Here is an 18183-nt window from a genome sequence, read left to right on the forward strand (position 1 = left end):
ATATCCGGGCGATTTCTTTCTTTTTAAGCATTTATGATCCAATATTAAATTATTTCTCAGGACATTTTCGTAACCCATGCTGCAGTCGCCGTCCAGGCTTTCTATTCGCAATATTTTGTTATGGCTGGTTTTGTCTATTTCCGGCGGCGCATTGCTGATCTCATCAGTCGTTTCTAATTACACGCAACATTCCAGAATGAAAGACCAGTTGGAAGGTGAAGTGCGTGCCATCGCCGACATGATTGCAGCCGCTTCACTACCTACACTGTCAGTTATCCCATTGGATTTCGAACAAAAAGCGGCACAAACCGATACGCTCAATCAGTTGCTTAACAGCCTGAAGAACTACAACGATGTACTGAATGCTCATATCTACAGCATTAATGAAACCCCCACCCCTGAAATGGTGGCGCTTTATACAAAGTCGAGTACAACTGCGGTCGAAAGCAAAATCAACGACATGGCCAGGTACTACACTGCGAGGTTTGACGGTGATGTGTTCGAGATCATTCGTCCTATTAACGCAGAAAATCAAACTTACGGCTATGTGTATGTGCGAACTACCGCGGAAGCCTACAACGCCTTTGTTAATTATTCCGTCACCGTTCAGATAGCTACGCTGCTATTAATCGTCATTGTCGCGTTTTTGGTGGCTTATCGTTTTGGCCATGTACTCAGCAGTCCGGTACAGGACATGGTGTTGGTTCTGCAGGGCGTGGCACGCTCGCGTGACTATGCAAGCCGCGCAAAGCACTGTGATGTCAGGGAATACAATATCCTTATAGACGCCATTAATGTATTGCTTGCCCGCATGCAGGAATACGTGGTTAAACAGCAACAGTCGGAACAACAGCACCAGGAACTAAACAGTCGACTGGAAGAAGAAGTGGGTCAGCGCACTGTGGCCCTGAAGGAGGCCAATACTGAGCTTATCCAGACTTTAGAAAAACTTCACCAGTTCCAGCGCCAGATTGTAGAGAATGAAAAAATGGCGTCGTTGGGCGATATGGTGGCCGGCGTTGCCCACGAAGTAAATACGCCAATAGGGCTGGGTATCACGGCATCAACCATGATGCTCGACCGTCTGGTGGTATTAGAACAGCAATTTTCCGACAAAACGCTCAAAGCAAGCAGCATGAAACGGTTTATAGAGGAAGGGCGTGAAAACCTGAACATTATTTACCGTAATCTCAACAGAGCAGCCGACCTTATTTCGAGCTTTAAACAAGTCGCGGTTGATCAATCCAGTGAAGAAGCTCGCGACATAAACGTGAAGCAATTAATCGAAGAAACGCTGATGTCGCTGCGCCCAAGATTGAAAAAAGTGACCCATACAATCCACATTGAATGCAACGAATCACTCAACGTAGTGTCAAAAGCAGGCCCAATAAATCAAATTTTAATAAATTTAATCATGAATTCACTCATTCATGCCTTCGAAGGGGTTGAAAATGGGCAAATTGACATCATTGCAGCATTGACGGATGACAAAAAACTGAAAATAATTTACAGGGATAATGGAAGTGGCATACCAACTTCCATTAAAAAGCGCATTTTTGATCCTTTTGTTACAACAAAAAGAGGCCAAGGCGGCTCTGGATTAGGTATGCACTTAGTGTTTAACTTAGTGACTCAGGCTCTGGATGGCAACATCAAACTTGAGAGTGAACCCGACAAAGGCGTGGAATTTACATTGTCTTTTCCGGTTTCAGTAAAAAAATAAACAAAATAGACGCAATTTAGATATTTTTCTTGAACAATGCCTGCTCTAGCGAGTAATTTATTCTAAAGTGGCAGTTAAATTGCAAGACAAAATACGCCAATAACGATATAAATCTGTTAAACTTTGAACAGAAACAAAACAATAGTAAATAGAGTGTGAACATGCAGACGCCCAATATATTGATAGTAGAAGATGAAGTGGTCACTCGTACCACGTTAAAGAGTTTGTTTGAAGCCGAAGGGTATAATGTGTTCGAAGCCGAAAACGGCGAACAAATGCATGATTTCTTTGAAAATCACGCCATTAACCTGGTTATTATGGATATTAACCTGCCAGGTAAAAATGGTCTGATTCTGGCTCGCGAAGTACGCGACCGTAAAAATGTTGGCCTGATCTTCCTGACTGGCCGTGATAACGATGTTGACCGAATTTTAGGGTTAGAGATTGGTGCCGACGATTACCTCACCAAGCCATTTAATCCTCGCGAACTAACGATTCGTGCAAGAAACCTGCTGAGTCGTACTACCAGCAGCGCTGAAGATGACGATTTACCAAGCCGCGTTAGCTTTAATGGCTGGACGCTGGATGGCGACAGCCGTTCACTGATCTCTCCAAGTGGTAACGAGTTCCGATTGCCGCGCAGTGAATTCAGAGCGTTACACTTGTTCCTGAGTAACCCGGGTAAAATCCTGACTCGCGAGCAGCTGATTATGGAAATGACAGGCCGTGAGTTACGCCCGAATGACCGTACTGTTGACGTAACGATTCGTCGTATTCGTAAGCACTTTGAATCTGAGCCAAGCGAAGAAGAGTTGATTGTAACCATCCACGGTGAAGGTTACCGTTTCTGCGGTTCCGTAGATAACTAAAATCAGGCGAAGCATGTGTTTAACGCCGGGCAGCATTAATGCTACCCGGCGTTTTTTGTTTCTGTCAGGAAGCGTTCTTCAAACGAGCTGCAAGGGCTCTTGCTTCTTTCTGGTAGGTGAAACCGGTTTGCTTGTCTAATAATTGCGACACTACCTGCAACGCTTCGTTGTTAAGTCCCAGCTGACTCAGGGTATAAGCCAGAAAATACCCGGTATCCAGGTTGTTTCCATCCAAAGTATGCGCCTCTCTAAGCAGCTTCACAGCGTCCTGAGGGAGATTTTGCAAGGTTAACGACCAACCAGCCAATGATTTCACATAAGGGTCATCAGGCATGCTCTGAGCCGCTATATTGGTATACTCAATGCCTTTGGTTATATCAAAGTGAAAGTAAGCTTGTGCCAGTCGGCGTGCAAATGCCGGTTTCTTATCTTCAGACAGCAAGTTCTCATATAAATACACATAGTGTTTGGCGGCCAACTCGAACTGCTGTTGATAATAATAAAACTGCGCCAACAAATTCCGTGTAAACACCAGGTCAGGTTGCTCCGCCACCCGACGGGACAGGGTTTGCTCAAACTCTTTGACCCCGATGCCGTAGTGGGTCAGCGTGTAGAGCTTGGCATAAACCAGATCATAGCTACTGTTCAGCGACAGCGCCTTGTAATAGTGTGTTCTGGCTAACCTGAGATCACCGGATTGCTCAGCCAGGCGACCTTTAAGTAGCCAGACATCGGCCTGACCAGGATGGTCGCTGACTAATTGCCCCAACACCACTTCGGCCTCCCCAGGTTGATCAGTATTCAGGAAAACCTCGGCAAGCTTAACACCTGCCAATAAATCACCAGGCATGAGCTCTCTTGCCCGATGCAAACTTTGTATTGCGAGTCGTTGATTACCAATTTGCAAAGCGGCGTTCGCCGTTGCTATCAACAGTAAGGGCTCATTGTTAGCAAGCAAAGCGGCTTTTTTCAGGTCGTTCTCTGCTTTTTTCACATCCCCTAACGCATGGTTCAACTGCGCACGTCGCAATAGATTTTGCGTAGTGTTGTATTCGAGTTCGATCAGGCGCGACAGGCTCTGTATTGCTGCGCTAATGTTGTTACTCTGAATGCGTAGCGCGACCAGGGCTTCCAACACATTTTGCTGAGAGTCGTCGAGTTTCAATAGCCGTAGATACTGGTTCAAAGCTTGTCCGGACTGCCCGGACGACAGCAACAATCCAGCGTATAGCTGCCCTACCGATAAATCCCTTGGAAACTTGCTGGACAACTCCCTGGCATCGTTCACTGCCTGCTCGGTATTACCCTGCTGATGAGTAAGCCAAATGCGATTCACTTTTGCCGGCGTTAGCTCGTCTGAGATAGAGAGTGCTTTATCCAGAGCCTGCGATGCTTCTTCAAACTGCTTGAGCATTAGGTGCAATGCCCCTTTAAAATTCAGTAAATAGGCATTATCCGGCTCACGTTTCAATAAGCTGTCTACAGCCAGTAGTGCTTGTTCAGGCTGATTGGTGCGGGCCATGACAACAGCAAAAACCGTTTGTACCTCTACTGACTCGGGGTATTGTTCGCGCAGCGCAGTCAGCTTTTCAGCGCCTCTGGCCAACAACCCTCTGCCGAGCAGAATTTTGACTTCCAGTAGTTTGGCATCAAGCCGCTCAGGGTAGCTGAAGACAAAGGTTTGCCAACTGCCCAGTGCTTTAAACATGGTGCCTTGCTCAATAAACAGTTCGATCATCATGGCGTAGGCGGTTGGCGCTTCGTTCAGCAGCAACTCCTGGTTGGCTTCCAGCACTTTTATCGCTTCAGCTCGCTGACCCAACTGCTGCTGAGCTTTTGCCAATAACACTATGGATTGCGGGAAATAGGCTTTCTGTTTATATAAGTGTGAAAACTCAGACAGGGCTGTTTCGAATGCGCCTTCCTGATACGCAATCAGTCCGCGCAGAAACACTAATTCTGAGGACGATTCAGTCAAGCTCACGCTGAGCTTTTCAATTTGTGCTTTTACAGCCTGCAGGGCCAGCGCATTTTCAGTGTTAGCAACCAGGCTATTGCTGACTAACAGCGCGTAAGGATCTTGCGGTGATTGCGCCAGTATGGATTCAACCATTGTGAGTGCACGCTGGGTGTTGTTGCCCGCCAAATACAAATCGGCCAGTATTCGCAGAACCAACGGATGTTCAGGATTAATCGCAAGTGCGTGGTTAGCATATTCCAGTGCCTGAGCGTTGTTGTTTTGCCCCTGACTTGCCTGTGCAAGTGCCAGCCATACCCGAATATCGTTGTCGTCAACCAAACGTGCTCTTTGTAAATAGCGGTTGGCTTCTTTCCAGTTCCTGGCCTTAATCGCAATTCCCGCCAGCCCCAAAGGTTGCTCGATATCATCAACCAGCACGCCACGTTGCAGGTAACTCTCTTTGGAGCAGCGCTCTTCTCCCAGCGCGGAACAAGCCTCGGCCCTTGCTAATAACCAATATGCCTGCTGGTCTACAGGGAACTGCGTATATTCATCAAATTCATAAATGGTCTGGTAATTGCGCGTAGCCAACAATGCATCAGCCCATTCCCGAGCAAACAAAGAGGGATCTGCCCCGCGTTTCCGCGCACTATTGAAAGTTACCACGGCCTGTGAATAGGCACCGTGTTTGCTCTGAATCTTCCCAAGCAATGCAACGGCAGGCAAAAAGTCAGGCATTGCCCGCTGACAGCGTTTTAAGTGGACTAACGCCGTATCAGGATCGCCCTGCTCATAACTGTATTCCGCTTTTTCACATTCTACAGATGAGGTTTCATTACTTTGTTGGGCTTTAGCAGGAGCACACAGCAGGGCAGCCGCCAACAAAATTACGGACAGCATTATCGCAGGCGAAGCGCCCTGCAGCCTGAATAGCGCATTGAGAGAATAAAACGGCAATTTAACATCCTGTAAAGCAAGCAGTGTAGCTGCAATGATATTATGTTTAGCACAATGCAAAAAGGCTGGAATTCCAGCCTTTTCGTTACAAAGTGTATAACAACATTATGAGCGGCGTCTAAGCGCCATTGTTGCAATCAACCCACCAAACAGCAGGAAAAATACCGGGGGTGCCGGCACGTCGACTCCAGGTGTTTCACCCGGCGGTTCGTAAGTAAACAGCTGATTGTGTAACTCTACCGTGCCGGTATACGACAAGGCAGCAAAACCACCGTCCAGGCTACCTGTGCCACTGGTAATGTCTGCGTTCGGTGCGAGCACTGAACCGTTCCAACCGTCGCCGTTAAAACCAATCGACGTGTAGTCGAAGAAATTCCACAGCACCAAAGACGCAACCTGCTTGGTAAAGTTACCAAACGCTTTAGAGTTCAGGTTTAATGCACCCGTTCCCGCAACGTTAATGATAATGGGGACCGTAGGTGTAAAACCAAAACTAAAGCTGCCGTTTAACAAATCAGTACCATTGATGTTGAACACCAACAGGTCGTCGCTACTGGTAGATTCAAACTTCAGATTGTTCATGTCTGAGGTATTGAAAGTACCGTTTGCAGCTAAGGTTTTGTAATAGTTACTGTCGTCGATAACGCTTTGATAAATCGCATCAAACTGATTTTGCAAGGTGCTTTGGCTTTGCTGGCTCACTGAGCCGCTGCCATTCAGAATCAGGTTTGTGCTACCAATATTTCCACCGTAAACAATGTTGCCGTTTTGCGTTTTCACATCGTTTGCAGTGATATCACCAACAACCGTTACTGCGTCTACAACCGGATCAGCAGCGATTCTGCTGGCTACGTCCAGTGATTTGCCTGCCATGTCGATGTTACCACCGATCATAATGCGGCCTTCAATATCACTGCTGGTATTCAGGTCGTTTTTCAAAATGAGGTTATAAGTCCCTACATTCTCAACAGACGCAACTGCGCTCATAGACACGCAGACGGCCAACGACGCAATTAATTGATTGAACCTTTTCAATGTTCTGTACCCTGTTCCATTCTTACCGCGATCCAAGCAAAGATCGAACCAAAAAAATAACCACATGAAATACATGAGGAAATTTGGTGACTGTAAAGTCTTCGTCTCAAAAGTGATAAAAAACCTGACAGGTCAAACCTGATATTTCACTACGCGCCAGCTATCATCATTTTTTCAAGCAACACCGAGCCCGTGCTTACGCTACCGCGGCAATCCTGTTCAGCACCAATTGCGACGATGTTGGCATACATATCCTGCAGCGAACCTGCAATAGTAATCTCGTGAACCGGATATTGCACAATGCCGTTTTCTACCCAGAACCCGGCAGCACCGCGAGAGTAATCTCCGGTGACGATGTTCACGCCCTGCCCCATGAGTTCAGTGACCCACAGGCCAGTACCCATGGTTTTCAGTAATTCAGCGTCACTTTGTCCGGAATTACCTACCACCCAGTTGTGGATACCACCAGCGTGCCCGGTCGACACCGTATTGAGTTTACGCGCCGAGTAACTGGTATACAGATACGTAGACAGGCGGCCTTGTTCAACCACATTCAGATCGCGAGTCGCCACGCCCTCATTATCAAAGTTGCTGCTTGCCAGTCCGCCTTTTAAATGGGGCCGCTCAACAATATTCAACCACTCAGGGAAAACCTGACTACCCAGTTTATCTAATAAAAACGAGGAACGGCGATACAGTGACCCTCCGCTAATTGCACCAACATAATGTCCGAACAAGCCGGCTGCAATTTGTTTATCGATAAGTACTGGCACTGTGGCCGTCTTGATTTTCTGTGCACCAAGGCGTTCAACCGTTGCTTTTGCCGCCTCGCGACCCACACTCTCCGGGCTGTCTAATAGGCTCGCGTTACGACTCACCGTGTAGGCGTAGTCACGCTGCATATCTTCGCCTTCGCTGCCAATCACCATACAACTCAGACTGTACCGGCTACTTGTGTAGCCAGCATTAATACCATGCGTATTGCCGTACACGCGCATACCGATATTCGCGTTGTAACTGGCACCGTCGGTATTGGTTATCCGAGGATCGTAATCCAGTGCTGCTGATTCAGCACGTACCGCGGTTTCGATGGCTTTTTGAGGGTCCAGCGGGATCGGATGGTACAACTCCAGGTCAGGGAACTCCGTTGCCATCAGCTCTGCGTCGGCCAAACCGGTACATGGGTCTTCGCTGGTATAGCGAGCAATATCTACCGCTTTTTCCACTGCCAGTGCAAGTGCAGACGGACTAAGGTCAGCGGTAGATGCGCTGCCTTTATGTTTGCCCACATACACGCTGATCCCCAGTCCACCATCGTTGGTGAACTCAATATTTTCCACTTCGCGCATACGGGACGACACTGCAATGCCTTCCACCTTCGACATACTGGCTTCAGCCTGTGTGGCACCTTTTTTTAGTGCCAAACTGAGTACGTCAGCAACTTTTGATTGAATTTCTGCGAGTTGTTGTTCGATTTGCATAGAAGTTTCGCTATAAATGTCCATTGTTCATGGGCTACAATTTACTATTATTCAGTTTAACACGAGAGTCCCATGACCGACCCGAGTCAATACGATGACGAAAACTGGGATAGCAACGACGACTATCCTGATTTTGACGAGCCCGTCAGTAAATCCGAACTCAAACGTCAGTCTGCTCACCAACAAGAAATTGGTGAGCAACTGGTTAATTTGTCTGACGCCCACCTCAAGACCATCCCGCTGGATGAAGAGCTGGGTGATGCCGTAGCACTGGCCCGCCGAATCAATCGCAAGAAAGACGGTTTTCGCCGCCAGCTACAATTCATAGGCAAATTAATGCGTAGTCGCGAGCTGGAGCCAATTGAAACCGCTCTGGCTAAACTGCAACATCAGCAAAATGAACACAACGCGTTGTTCCACAAACTGGAAAAAGCCCGTGATGCCATTGCCGACCAGGGCGACTCTGCCATTGAGCCTCTGCTCAGTGACTACCCTCAGCTTGAGCGTCAGAAACTGCGTCATTTTTATCGTGCTATCGTTAAAGAACGCAGCAACAATAAACCGCCTAAGGCGTACCGGGAATTGTTCCAGTACCTCAAAGGCGCAATTGTTGAATAAACCTGTGATTCAGGCTTAGCCGGGCGGATACGTTAAGACGTGCCGCCCACTGTTAATTCATCAATTTTCAGTGTCGGTTGCCCAACGCCAACCGGCACGCTCTGCCCATCCTTACCACACACACCAACACCGCGATCAAGCGCGACGTCGTTGCCAATCATTGAGATTTTCTGCATGACTTCAGGGCCATTACCTATCAGCGTAGCGCCTTTGATGGGTGCGGTTATTTTGCCATTTTCAATCAAATAGGCTTCGGCACTGGAGAACACAAATTTACCCGAGGTAATGTCGACCTGACCGCCGGCAAAGTTAGGTGCATAAATGCCTTTATCGATGGTAGCAATGATCTCTTCCGGGCTGTATTGGCCCCCTAACATGTAGGTGTTGGTCATACGCGGCATAGGTAAATGCGCATAGGATTCGCGACGCCCGTTACCGGTAGGTTTAACCCCCATCAGGCGCGCATTCATTTTGTCTTGCATGTAGCCAGTCAGGATACCGTCTTCAATTAACACGTTATGTGCAGTTGGGGTGCCTTCGTCATCGACAGTCAGAGAACCACGACGATTATCCAGCGTGCCATCATCAACAACAGTAACGCCTTTCGCAGCAACCTGTTTACCCATGCGACCACTAAACGTAGACGCGCCTTTGCGGTTAAAGTCACCTTCCAGACCGTGTCCCACCGCTTCGTGTAGCAGTACACCTGGCCAACCATTGCCTAACACCACCGGCATTAAGCCGGCAGGTGAAGCAATGGCTTCCATATTCACTCTGGCCATGTGAAGTGCTTCATCGGCCAGTTTTTCATAATAAGGTCTACCGTCTTCCTGTTGAGTGAAGAAGGAATAAGTATGACGACCACCCGCCCCGGCACTGCCGCGCTCTCTGCGGTCGCCTTTTTCCAGCAATACCGAGCAGTTTAAACGCACAAGTGGGCGAATATCGGTTGCAAAGGTACCGTCACTGCCTGCGATCAGTACTTCTTCATACACACCACTCAGCGAGACAACGACCTGGCTAATGTTGGTGTCTTGTTGACGAATATAGGCATCGACGGCTTTGAGCAGGGCAATTTTTTCTGCCTCAGCCATAGCCTGAATCGGGTTATCGCTGGCATAGCGGGACGTGGTTGCCACGTCGTTTAACGCCGCCACTTTCAATGTACCACCTTGTGGCGCAATGCTTCGCGCCGCGCCACAGGCTTTTAAAATAGCGTCCTGGCTGATTTCATCTGAATAGGCAAAACCGGTTTTTTCACCGCTAATCGCCCGCACACCAACACCGCGCTCAACGTTAAAACTGCCTTCTTTAATGATGCCGTCTTCCATCACCCAGCTTTCGTGCTGGCTGGACTGAAAATACAAATCGGCATAGTCGGTTTGATGCGTGTAAATAGACGCCAGCGCTGAATCCAGGCTTTGTCGGGTCAGTCCCGAATCACCGAGTAAATGCGTTTCAACTTGATTTGTCAAAATGACTCCTGAATCGATTGTGTTGTGACAGTGGCATAGACTGGCGATATTTACCCAGTTCGGCCAGTGACACGGATTGCTGAACTACTCCTGGCATTGTAGCACGTTGTGCCAGAAGCTCGCCCCATGGCGACAAAATAAGGCTGTGCCCGTAAGTTTCCCGGCCGTTTTGATGCACGCCGGTTTGGTTAGCCGCCACCACGAAGCACTGTTTCTCTACGGCTCTGGCTCCCAACAGGGTATGCCAGTGCGCAGCGCCAGTGACCTGCGTGAACGCAGCAGGCAGCACCAGAATGTCAATCTCGTCCATCGCATCGAATAAGCCGGGGAAACGCACGTCGTAACACACTGCCATACCAATGCGGCCAATTGGCGTATCTGCCACGACTACCTGCGTGCCCGCTTGTGTGTATTTGGACTCCAGATACGAACGGGTATTGTCTGCTACCGACACATCAAACAAATGAATTTTCTGATAATGCGCCAACAGCTCGCCTTCCGGGCTAATAAGCAAACTGGACGCGGTAAACTTTTGCGGATTGTCACATTGTATGGGCAGCGTGCCACTCACAATGTAACAGTTGAACTCTTTGGCCAGCGCCTTCAACCGCGCCTGAATCGGGCCTTTTCCTTCCGACTCAGCTACCGTCAGTAAGTGTCCGTCACGGGTACCAAAACAGGCAAAACACTCCGGCAGTACCACCAGACTGTTTGCAGGCAAGCTGGCTTGAGCAAGTTGTGTCGCCACAACGTCTAAATTTTCCGTTACATCCGGGCCGGATGTCATTTGCAGCGCAACAAGATTAACTGTCTGCGTCATTGATGTCCTTGGGTACGATGGCCGGGGAATCAGATTCTGTTGGTGTGGGCGCTTGCTGCTCGGCAGGCACCTGCTGAGCTGGCAGTGCAATATCTTTGCTGTCGCGGCCAACTTCCTCTAACACCGGCTCGTCAATTGTGCCAGTGATATGATAATTAACATTAGAGATCACTTTCGCCGAGGTCAATACCTGATCTAATGCCAGCGCCGCCAATGCGGTGGGCGGATTCACCATAAAATAGACTAAAAACGGCAGGTTACCCGTGACGTTTGGCGCAAAACTGACATTGTAATTCAGGGTCTGCTCAGCCAGATTGGTATAACCGGTAATTTCGATTTCGCCGGCGCCGCCATCAACGACGGTGTCATTGGTATTGGCCACCCCGTCGACAATTTGGAAGCTACCCTGAATGTCGTCGTAAAAGAACCCTTTAGCAAACACATCCCGAAAATCAAGACTCAGTTTACGCACCAGTGAGTTTAGGCTAAACAAGGTAAAAATCCGCGAGCCTTTGTCGCTTACCTGCGTGAGATAACCATCGGTTAGCTGGGTTTCAATATTGCCGTTCAGCGATGCCATTGAAAAGTTAAACGGTGAGTCCTGCCAGTCAAGAATAAAGGTCACATCGGCAGCTGAATCCTTGATGCCGGAATTTACCCCCATCAAAGACAGAAAGGCCCCCACATCCCGGCTGTTAACTTTACCTTCAATACGGGTGCTCTCGGCATTGCCCTGAGTCAACCAAGCACCTGATGCCTGAATGGCGCCGTAAGTATTCTTGGCACTTAACTGCTTGATCCGCATACCATCATCGAGCCTGACCACCTCAACATCGACTTCACCAAAGTCTTTGTCGAGGAGCACACAGTTACCACAATGAAAACGAATGGGCGGCAAATCTGCGGGTTTATAGTTGTGCTTAACGGTCTCTTCTGTGTTTTTACCTTGCCACTCTGTCAGGCGAATAAAGTCGGCGTTTATATCTATACCCTGCTCCAGCCAGGCGTCATAAAGTCTTACTTCTGCTTTTGCTTGTGACGAAGAGACATCCAGCAGCCAGTTGTTGTTTTGCTGCTTTGCGGTGATATCGACACCTGTTAGTGTCTGGTCGAACACCACCAGATTTTCCGCTTCAATAAAAATGCGTTCGGGCACAGAGAAGTACGGTTTGCGTGCAGTTTGCCCCTCGTCCGAAGACGGCGAAAAACCGCCTACCAACAATTCAATGGCCTTGTACCAATCGGCGACTTCCACCTTTTCCAGATCGGCTGAGATACTGAAGCCGACGCCCAGCCCGACAAAGTCGCTGTCGCCTAACGCCAAATGCGCGCGGGAAAACTGTTTCTCAGCATGGGGGAGGACACCGTTAAATCGCACGTCACTGCCAATGTTCACACTGACATTGGTCGCTTGTTCGTTACCGTCAGCCAGCACCATCAGTGGCATCAAATCGGTCGATAATTTATTAAACGGCAATGGCAGGCGAGAGTCTACGCCATGCAAATCACTGTTTAAGGTGGCGTGATACTGGAACCCGTCTTTTTTGAGGGAAACCGATACATCGGTTTGCCAGTTACTGCGCCCGGAGAGGTAAGCGTTAAAAGCGGGATTAAATCGCTCAATCAAGGGTTGCGTGGCCCAGTTGCCGGCCAGATGCATATCCAGCAGGTATTCATCGCTCAACTGGCTGCCCGTAAGCTGAATAGTAACAGGTTGGTCAGTTAAGTCTGCCGTTACCCCTTCCAAAGAAATATTGGCATTGTCGAACGCTATATCGCCTTGCACGTTTGCAAACACCAGATCCAGGCTTGTTACTGTCACCTGATTATTATTCAGGGTTGCAACACCAGACGCCGACACCTGTTCGCCGTTTAACGGGATATCCAGATGCAAGCGAGCGCTCAGAGGACCATCTACCACTACATCCCGGGTCAATACTTTGCCCAGGGAGTCTTGCATGCTGGAGGCCTGCATCAATTTTCCAACGGCTTCGCCGGTACCTACGCCGTTAGCATCTATAGACAATACCGACGAACCGGCCAGTCGGGGAATTTTCGCCTGCAGGTTGCTCAGTTGAATGGCTTGCAATTGGCTTGAGTCACTGCTCATGTAGAGCGACTCGTTTTCGAACAGCAAGTCCATGCTTAATTCAGTGAGTGCGGGCCACTGGCGCGAAAACGTAAATTCAGCGTCTTTAATAGCAACCTGAGCCTGAAAGATGCCCTCATTTTGCCTGAACGGGAAAGCATCTACCGCTCCATGCCATATCACTGTGGCCTGTTCTACTTCTCCGGCTCCGCTAAAGGCGCGATTCAGATAGCTAACCGTACCTTTACCCATATAATCAGCCGGGAATAACTGTGGTACTTTGCTGAGCGGCATTTTGCTGACATTCAGTACGGTAGATAAATGTTTGTTGGCAAACTGGTAGCGCAATGACTGCTCGAAACTCACTAATTCGCCATCGACGGCCAGTTTGTCTATCCACAACTGCCAGTCTTTGTTGTTATCGGCAAAAAGATAAGCCCGCCCTTTCACCGACGCCAGATCTATGTCCTGCGGCAGTAAATTATCTACGGAGAAGGCCACATCTGCTGCATCAAGCTCCAGTACGCCGTGGTCCTGATACCAGAAAAACTCTGCATCCAGCGCATTGAGCCCGGGTACGTGTCCACTTTGCTGCCACTGCATATCAAATACCTTGGCAGCGGCAGAAAACTGTTTGTCCTGCCATTGTAATTGCAATGTGGCCAGCTCAGCTTCAGGCTGAAGTCGGTTGATTAGCGAACCTCCGTCACCACTAATAAACAGCGGTGCCAGCGACAACAATGGCGACAACGTCAGTGGTTTCACGGTATTGATCAACACGTTGCCGTTATTGTCGGCTTTGCCAACCAGGTCGGTAACCAGCGTGTGTTTACCGGACTGCAGCACCAGTTGGTCAACCCGAATCGACCAGCCGTCATCGACCGGGACGGCCTGCACAGTGCCGCCGCGAATATGGCTTTGCAGTGACGCATCCTCAGCAATACGCCAGGCAATATCGCTGTCATCAAAGTCAACCTGTACCGCTGTCACCTGATTGTCGTTTAGTGATGCCCAAAATTCAAAATTACCGCGGCTTTCTTCAACTGGCGAACGCGTGGGTAACAATGCGCTTACCCATGGAGAAATGTCCAGCGCTTCACCCTTAGCGTATAAGGTGCCCTGCAGTGAGGATTTATCGCCATACAAATCGAGTATGAAGGACGCCGAGTTGTTCGCCAGCTCCTGAACCCGAATTTCTCCGCGTCCCTGGTGTCGCTCGTCACGGTTAACCCACACCAGCTGCGAAAGCTCGACCACTTGTTCGTCGTTTGCTGTGACCAGCCTGACCTCGCCGTGCAGCAGCGAAAAGCTCTGCAACTGATCTAAAAACAGGCTGCGCAAAGCCTCAACAATCGGGAAGTCTCCGGCATCACCGGACTCCATGCGCTGGGTATCAATTTTGGCTGCCAATCCCACCAAATCAAAGCGTTTGGATGACAGCTCCCGTTGCTGAATGGATTGCCAGAAATCCACTTCTACGTAAACTTGCTGGACGCGCAGTTCAACCGGTGACAGGTCGTTCTGAGTGAACTCAACGCCGTTAAGTACAATACTTGGGCCGGTGCCCTGCCAGGCGGCGGAAAGACTGTCGATGGTGAGATTGATGCCGTATTGGGCGCTCAGGTAATCCTCGATGAGATGCTTTTCTTCATCGAGATAGGGAAGGGTGTAACGCAGTACACTCAGCAAAACAGCAAACAGCACCAGTACAATGGCGCATAACAGCCAAAGTTTCCTTACAAGATAGGCGGAAACAGACAGGACGCGGTTCACATCATTACCACATCGTACTTATCCTGGTTGTACATTGTTTCAGTTTGTACTTTGATTTGTTTTGAAACAAAGACTTCCAGTTCTGCCAACATGTGAGATTCCTCTCCCAACAAGTAGTCCGCCACGGAGGGAGACGCATACACAACGAACTTGTCTGCGTCGTAGGCGCGGTTGACCCGCACAATTTCACGCATGATTTCAAAGCAGATGGTTTCCAGCGTTTTCACGGAGCCGCGCCCTTTACACACCGGGCATTCACCACACAAAATATGCTCAAGGCTTTCACGGGTGCGCTTACGCGTCATTTCTACCAGACCCAACGACGTAAAGCCGTGAATATTCACTTTAGCCCGGTCTTTGGCCATGGCGGTTTCCAGGCTATTCAGCACCCGGCGTTTGTGATCGTTGTCCGTCATGTCGATAAAATCGATCAGGATCATCCCGCCCAGATTGCGCAATCTGAGTTGACGAGCGATAGCCTGAGTCGCTTCCACATTGGTATTAAAGATGGTCTCTTCCAGGTTGCGATGGCCTACAAACGCCCCGGTATTAATATCAATGGTGGTCATGGCTTCGGTTTGGTCGATGATCAGATAACCACCTGATTTAAGATCTACCCTGCGCTCCAATGCGCGCTGCACTTCGTTTTCAACGTCGTACAAATCGAAGATAGGCCGGTCGCCCGGGTAATACTCCAGCTTGCGGTTCATCTCTGGCACATATTCTTTGGTGAACTGCGACAGTTCCTGATAAGACAGCTTGGAGTCGATTCGAATACGGTCCAGTTCAGTGCCGACGAAATCACGTAACACGCGTCGAGCTAATGGCAAATCTTCGTACAGGACATGAGACTTACGGCGCTTAAGGCGCTGCTGAATTTTGCTCCACAAACGGCGCAGAAAGTCAGCATCTGCTGCCACTTCAGGGTGACTCACCCCTTCTGCCGCAGTACGGAGTATAAAGCCGCCGTCTTCATCACAAAACGCGGAAACCAGCTCTTTTAGGCGCTCGCGCTCAGCTTCATCCTCGATGCGCTGAGACACACCCACGTGGGTCACGCTGGGCATAAAGACCAGATAACGAGACGGAATAGTAATGTCGGTAGTGAGCCTGGCGCCTTTGGTTCCAATGGGATCCTTGACGACTTGTACTACGATATCCTGCCCATCACGGACCAAATCACGGATATCGTGCTTTTCAATATGGCTGGTAGAGACTTCGCCTACCACTTCGTTGTGGATCACGATATCTGAGGCATGCAAAAACGCGGCTTTCTCTAGTCCGATATCTACAAATGCAGCCTGCATACCAGGCAACACCCGGCTTACTTTACCGCGATAGATATTGCCCACCAGCCCGCGCTTGGTATGGCGTTCAACATGAACTTCCTGCAGAATACCATTTTCAATTAGCGCCACCCGCGACTCCGACGGCGTAACGTTAATCAATAATTCTGCACTCATGACATCACCTCAAATTCTTTGAGCAATTGTACGGTTTCATATAATGGCAACCCTACTACCGCACTATAACTTCCGTTGATTGACTTAACAAATTGCCCGCCAATTCCTTGAATACCGTAGGCGCCTGCTTTATCTACTGGTTCACCCGTGGCCCAGTAATCGTCGATTTGCACCGCGGTTAAAGGACCGAATACGACTTGCGTGACCACGCACAGTGTCTTTTGACGGGTTGCATCTCTGACACTGACAGAGGTCATGACCTCATGCTGCCGGCCACTCAGGGATTGCAACATGCTACGCGCGTGCTCTGCATTACGGGGCTTGCCCAGCGCCTGATTATCCAGCACCACCATGGTGTCTGAAGCCAGTACCACTTGCGCTGTCCCTTCGACTTGCAGCCAGGCTGCATTGGCTTTTTCCGCGGCTAAACGCAACACCTGTGCTTTTGGCGGCTCATTGGTCAAGGCTGATTCGTCCAAATCCACGGGCTGCTGAATAAATTCGACCCCAATCTGGCTCAATAGTTCGGCGCGTCGGGGCGAGGCCGACGCAAGCATTAAGGTTCTAGTTTGCATCAGGTAATCCTTAGCTGACGTCTTATTTTTCGCAGTAGCCAGAACATCCAGGGCCACAGAGCCATTGACGTTAACACCGGCCAAAGTTCCTCAAACCGGAATGTGACATCGGTGAGCAGTCTCAATAACCAAAATAGCAGTGAATGGTACAGCCCGCTTACTACGCCAATGATCACAGCCTGTTGCCAAACCGAGTAATTTCGAAGGCGCTGGTAATTTGCCGCCAACACGTAAATAGACACGCTCAAAGCAAAACTGTGTACACCTAACGCCGTGCCCAGCAGAATATCCATTGCCAGGCCGCTAATAAATGCCACGCCCACATTGGCCCGATGCGGCAAAGCCATTACCCAGTAGGCCAGTACGATGAGCACCCAGTCAGGACGGTACATATCCACCTGAATCGGCACCGGAATAATCTGGCACACCATGGCAATAATAATGCTAATAGCAATAGTGTAGTGGCGAACCTTAATCACTGGCCTTCTCCACTGCGCTGCTATCCTCTTCGTTTTCTACACCATTTGGCCACAGTATCAGTAGGTATTTCAGCCGGTTCAAACGTGCCAGCGGCAACACCGTTACCTGTGCAAACGGACGCGATTCGTCGCGCACCACTTCAGTCACTTCTGCCACGGGATACCCCTCCGGAAACACATCACCTAATCCGGACGATACCAATACATCGCCTACTTCCACATCGGTACTGTGCGCAACGTGCTCCAGGAACAATTCGTCAATAACTCCACCACCGCTGGCAATAAATCGTGCATTGTTTCGCACTGAGCGTACCGGAATAGAGTGCGTGACATCGCTGATTAGCAATACCCGGCTGTTGGTCGTCCCGACCTCCATGACCTGTCCCACAATACCGCGCTCGTCCAGAATAGCCTGCCCTAAAAACACGCCGTCGATAGCACCTTTATTAATCACGATTTGCTGACTGTAAGGGGTATTGTCTACCGCCATCAGCTCCGCCACCATTTTGCGCATGTCTTGCCTTACCGGCGCGTCAAGCAGCCTGCGCAACTGCGCATTTTCGCGTTCCAGGACTTCAAATCGTTGGAGTTTTTCACTCATCAATAATAAACGGTTAGTCAGTTGCTCATTTTCGGCAATGAGAGCCTGACGAGAGGTTAAACGCTGAGCGCTGACATCGAGTAATTGACCCGGCAGATTCGCCAGGTACTGGATTGGGCTCATCAGCGAGTTCAGAAAAACGCGGGAAGAGGAAAAAGCGTCGAGCCTGAAGTCCAGAAACATCAAAACCACCGACATGGTTAACGCCAATGCCAGCCGGTTATTCAGTGAGGGACCGCGGGTAAATATGGTATCCATAAAACAG

The 18183-nt window shown here is 49.4% G+C and carries 13 protein-coding genes; 3 read left to right on the forward strand and 10 right to left on the reverse strand.

Features of this window, described 5'->3' with window-relative positions; genetic code table 11:
* Positions 1 to 76: 76 nt before the first annotated feature.
* Together BUB81_RS01030 and arcA are read left to right on the forward strand one after the other, a co-directional pair.
* On the forward strand, positions 77 to 1723 hold the full coding sequence (locus BUB81_RS01030) for a sensor histidine kinase (protein ID WP_073316919.1): 1647 nt from the start codon (positions 77 to 79) through the stop codon (positions 1721 to 1723).
* A gap of 161 nt (positions 1724 to 1884) precedes the next feature.
* Entirely contained in the window at positions 1885 to 2592 is a 708-nt protein-coding gene (gene arcA / locus BUB81_RS01035) for a two-component system response regulator ArcA (protein WP_073316920.1), read from the forward strand.
* Between the two features lie 64 nt (positions 2593 to 2656).
* On the opposite strand, the gene BUB81_RS01040 is transcribed toward arcA, so the two are convergent.
* The 3 genes from BUB81_RS01040 to pmbA form a co-directional block, all read right to left on the reverse strand.
* On the reverse strand, positions 2657 to 5509 hold the full coding sequence (locus BUB81_RS01040) for a tetratricopeptide repeat protein (protein WP_139241466.1): 2853 nt from the start codon (positions 5507 to 5509) through the stop codon (positions 2657 to 2659).
* A 105-nt stretch (positions 5510 to 5614) separates the two neighbouring features.
* Positions 5615 to 6544, reverse strand: coding sequence for a choice-of-anchor A family protein (locus BUB81_RS01045; protein ID WP_073316922.1), 930 nt, complete (start codon positions 6542 to 6544; stop codon positions 5615 to 5617).
* A gap of 149 nt (positions 6545 to 6693) precedes the next feature.
* The gene (gene pmbA, locus BUB81_RS01050) at positions 6694 to 8025 is read right to left on the reverse strand and encodes a metalloprotease PmbA (protein ID WP_073318579.1); all 1332 of its coding nucleotides are present in this window, start codon (positions 8023 to 8025) and stop codon (positions 6694 to 6696) included.
* A gap of 72 nt (positions 8026 to 8097) precedes the next feature.
* Here pmbA and yjgA point away from each other — a divergent pair, with 72 nt between their 5' ends.
* Positions 8098 to 8643 carry a ribosome biogenesis factor YjgA gene (yjgA, locus tag BUB81_RS01055; RefSeq protein ID WP_073316923.1) on the forward strand — a complete coding sequence of 182 codons (546 nt, stop codon included), beginning with the start codon at positions 8098 to 8100 and terminating at the stop codon, positions 8641 to 8643.
* Positions 8644 to 8675: 32 nt separating this feature from the next.
* Here yjgA and tldD read toward each other — a convergent pair whose 3' ends face one another.
* The 7 genes from tldD to mreC are packed head-to-tail and all read right to left on the reverse strand — an operon-like array spanning position 8676 to position 18176.
* The gene (gene tldD / locus BUB81_RS01060) at positions 8676 to 10118 is read right to left on the reverse strand and encodes a metalloprotease TldD (RefSeq protein ID WP_073316936.1); all 1443 of its coding nucleotides are present in this window, start codon (positions 10116 to 10118) and stop codon (positions 8676 to 8678) included.
* A complete protein-coding gene (locus BUB81_RS01065; protein ID WP_073316946.1) occupies positions 10102 to 10938 on the reverse strand; it encodes a carbon-nitrogen hydrolase family protein in 837 nt (278 codons plus the stop codon). The genes tldD and BUB81_RS01065 overlap by 17 nt, the downstream gene beginning before the upstream one ends.
* On the reverse strand, positions 10922 to 14800 hold the full coding sequence (locus tag BUB81_RS01070) for a YhdP family protein (RefSeq protein WP_073316947.1): 3879 nt from the start codon (positions 14798 to 14800) through the stop codon (positions 10922 to 10924). Before BUB81_RS01070 ends, BUB81_RS01065 begins: the two co-directional genes overlap by 17 nt.
* Positions 14797 to 16263 (reverse strand): ribonuclease G, encoded by a 1467-nt coding sequence (rng, locus tag BUB81_RS01075; protein ID WP_073316948.1) that lies wholly within the window; start codon positions 16261 to 16263, stop codon positions 14797 to 14799. The genes BUB81_RS01070 and rng overlap by 4 nt, the downstream gene beginning before the upstream one ends.
* Positions 16260 to 16838 (reverse strand): Maf family protein, encoded by a 579-nt coding sequence (locus tag BUB81_RS01080; protein WP_073316949.1) that lies wholly within the window; start codon positions 16836 to 16838, stop codon positions 16260 to 16262. Before BUB81_RS01080 ends, rng begins: the two co-directional genes overlap by 4 nt.
* Entirely contained in the window at positions 16838 to 17314 is a 477-nt protein-coding gene (mreD, locus tag BUB81_RS01085; protein ID WP_073318582.1) for a rod shape-determining protein MreD, read from the reverse strand. The genes BUB81_RS01080 and mreD overlap by 1 nt, the downstream gene beginning before the upstream one ends.
* Positions 17310 to 18176, reverse strand: a complete 867-nt coding sequence (mreC, locus tag BUB81_RS01090) for a rod shape-determining protein MreC (protein WP_073316950.1) — start codon at positions 18174 to 18176, stop codon at positions 17310 to 17312. The genes mreD and mreC overlap by 5 nt, the downstream gene beginning before the upstream one ends.
* Positions 18177 to 18183: the final 7 nt, after the last annotated feature.

The organism is Marisediminitalea aggregata (assembly GCF_900129565.1).
GTDB lineage: Bacteria > Pseudomonadota > Gammaproteobacteria > Enterobacterales > Alteromonadaceae > Alteromonas > Alteromonas aggregata.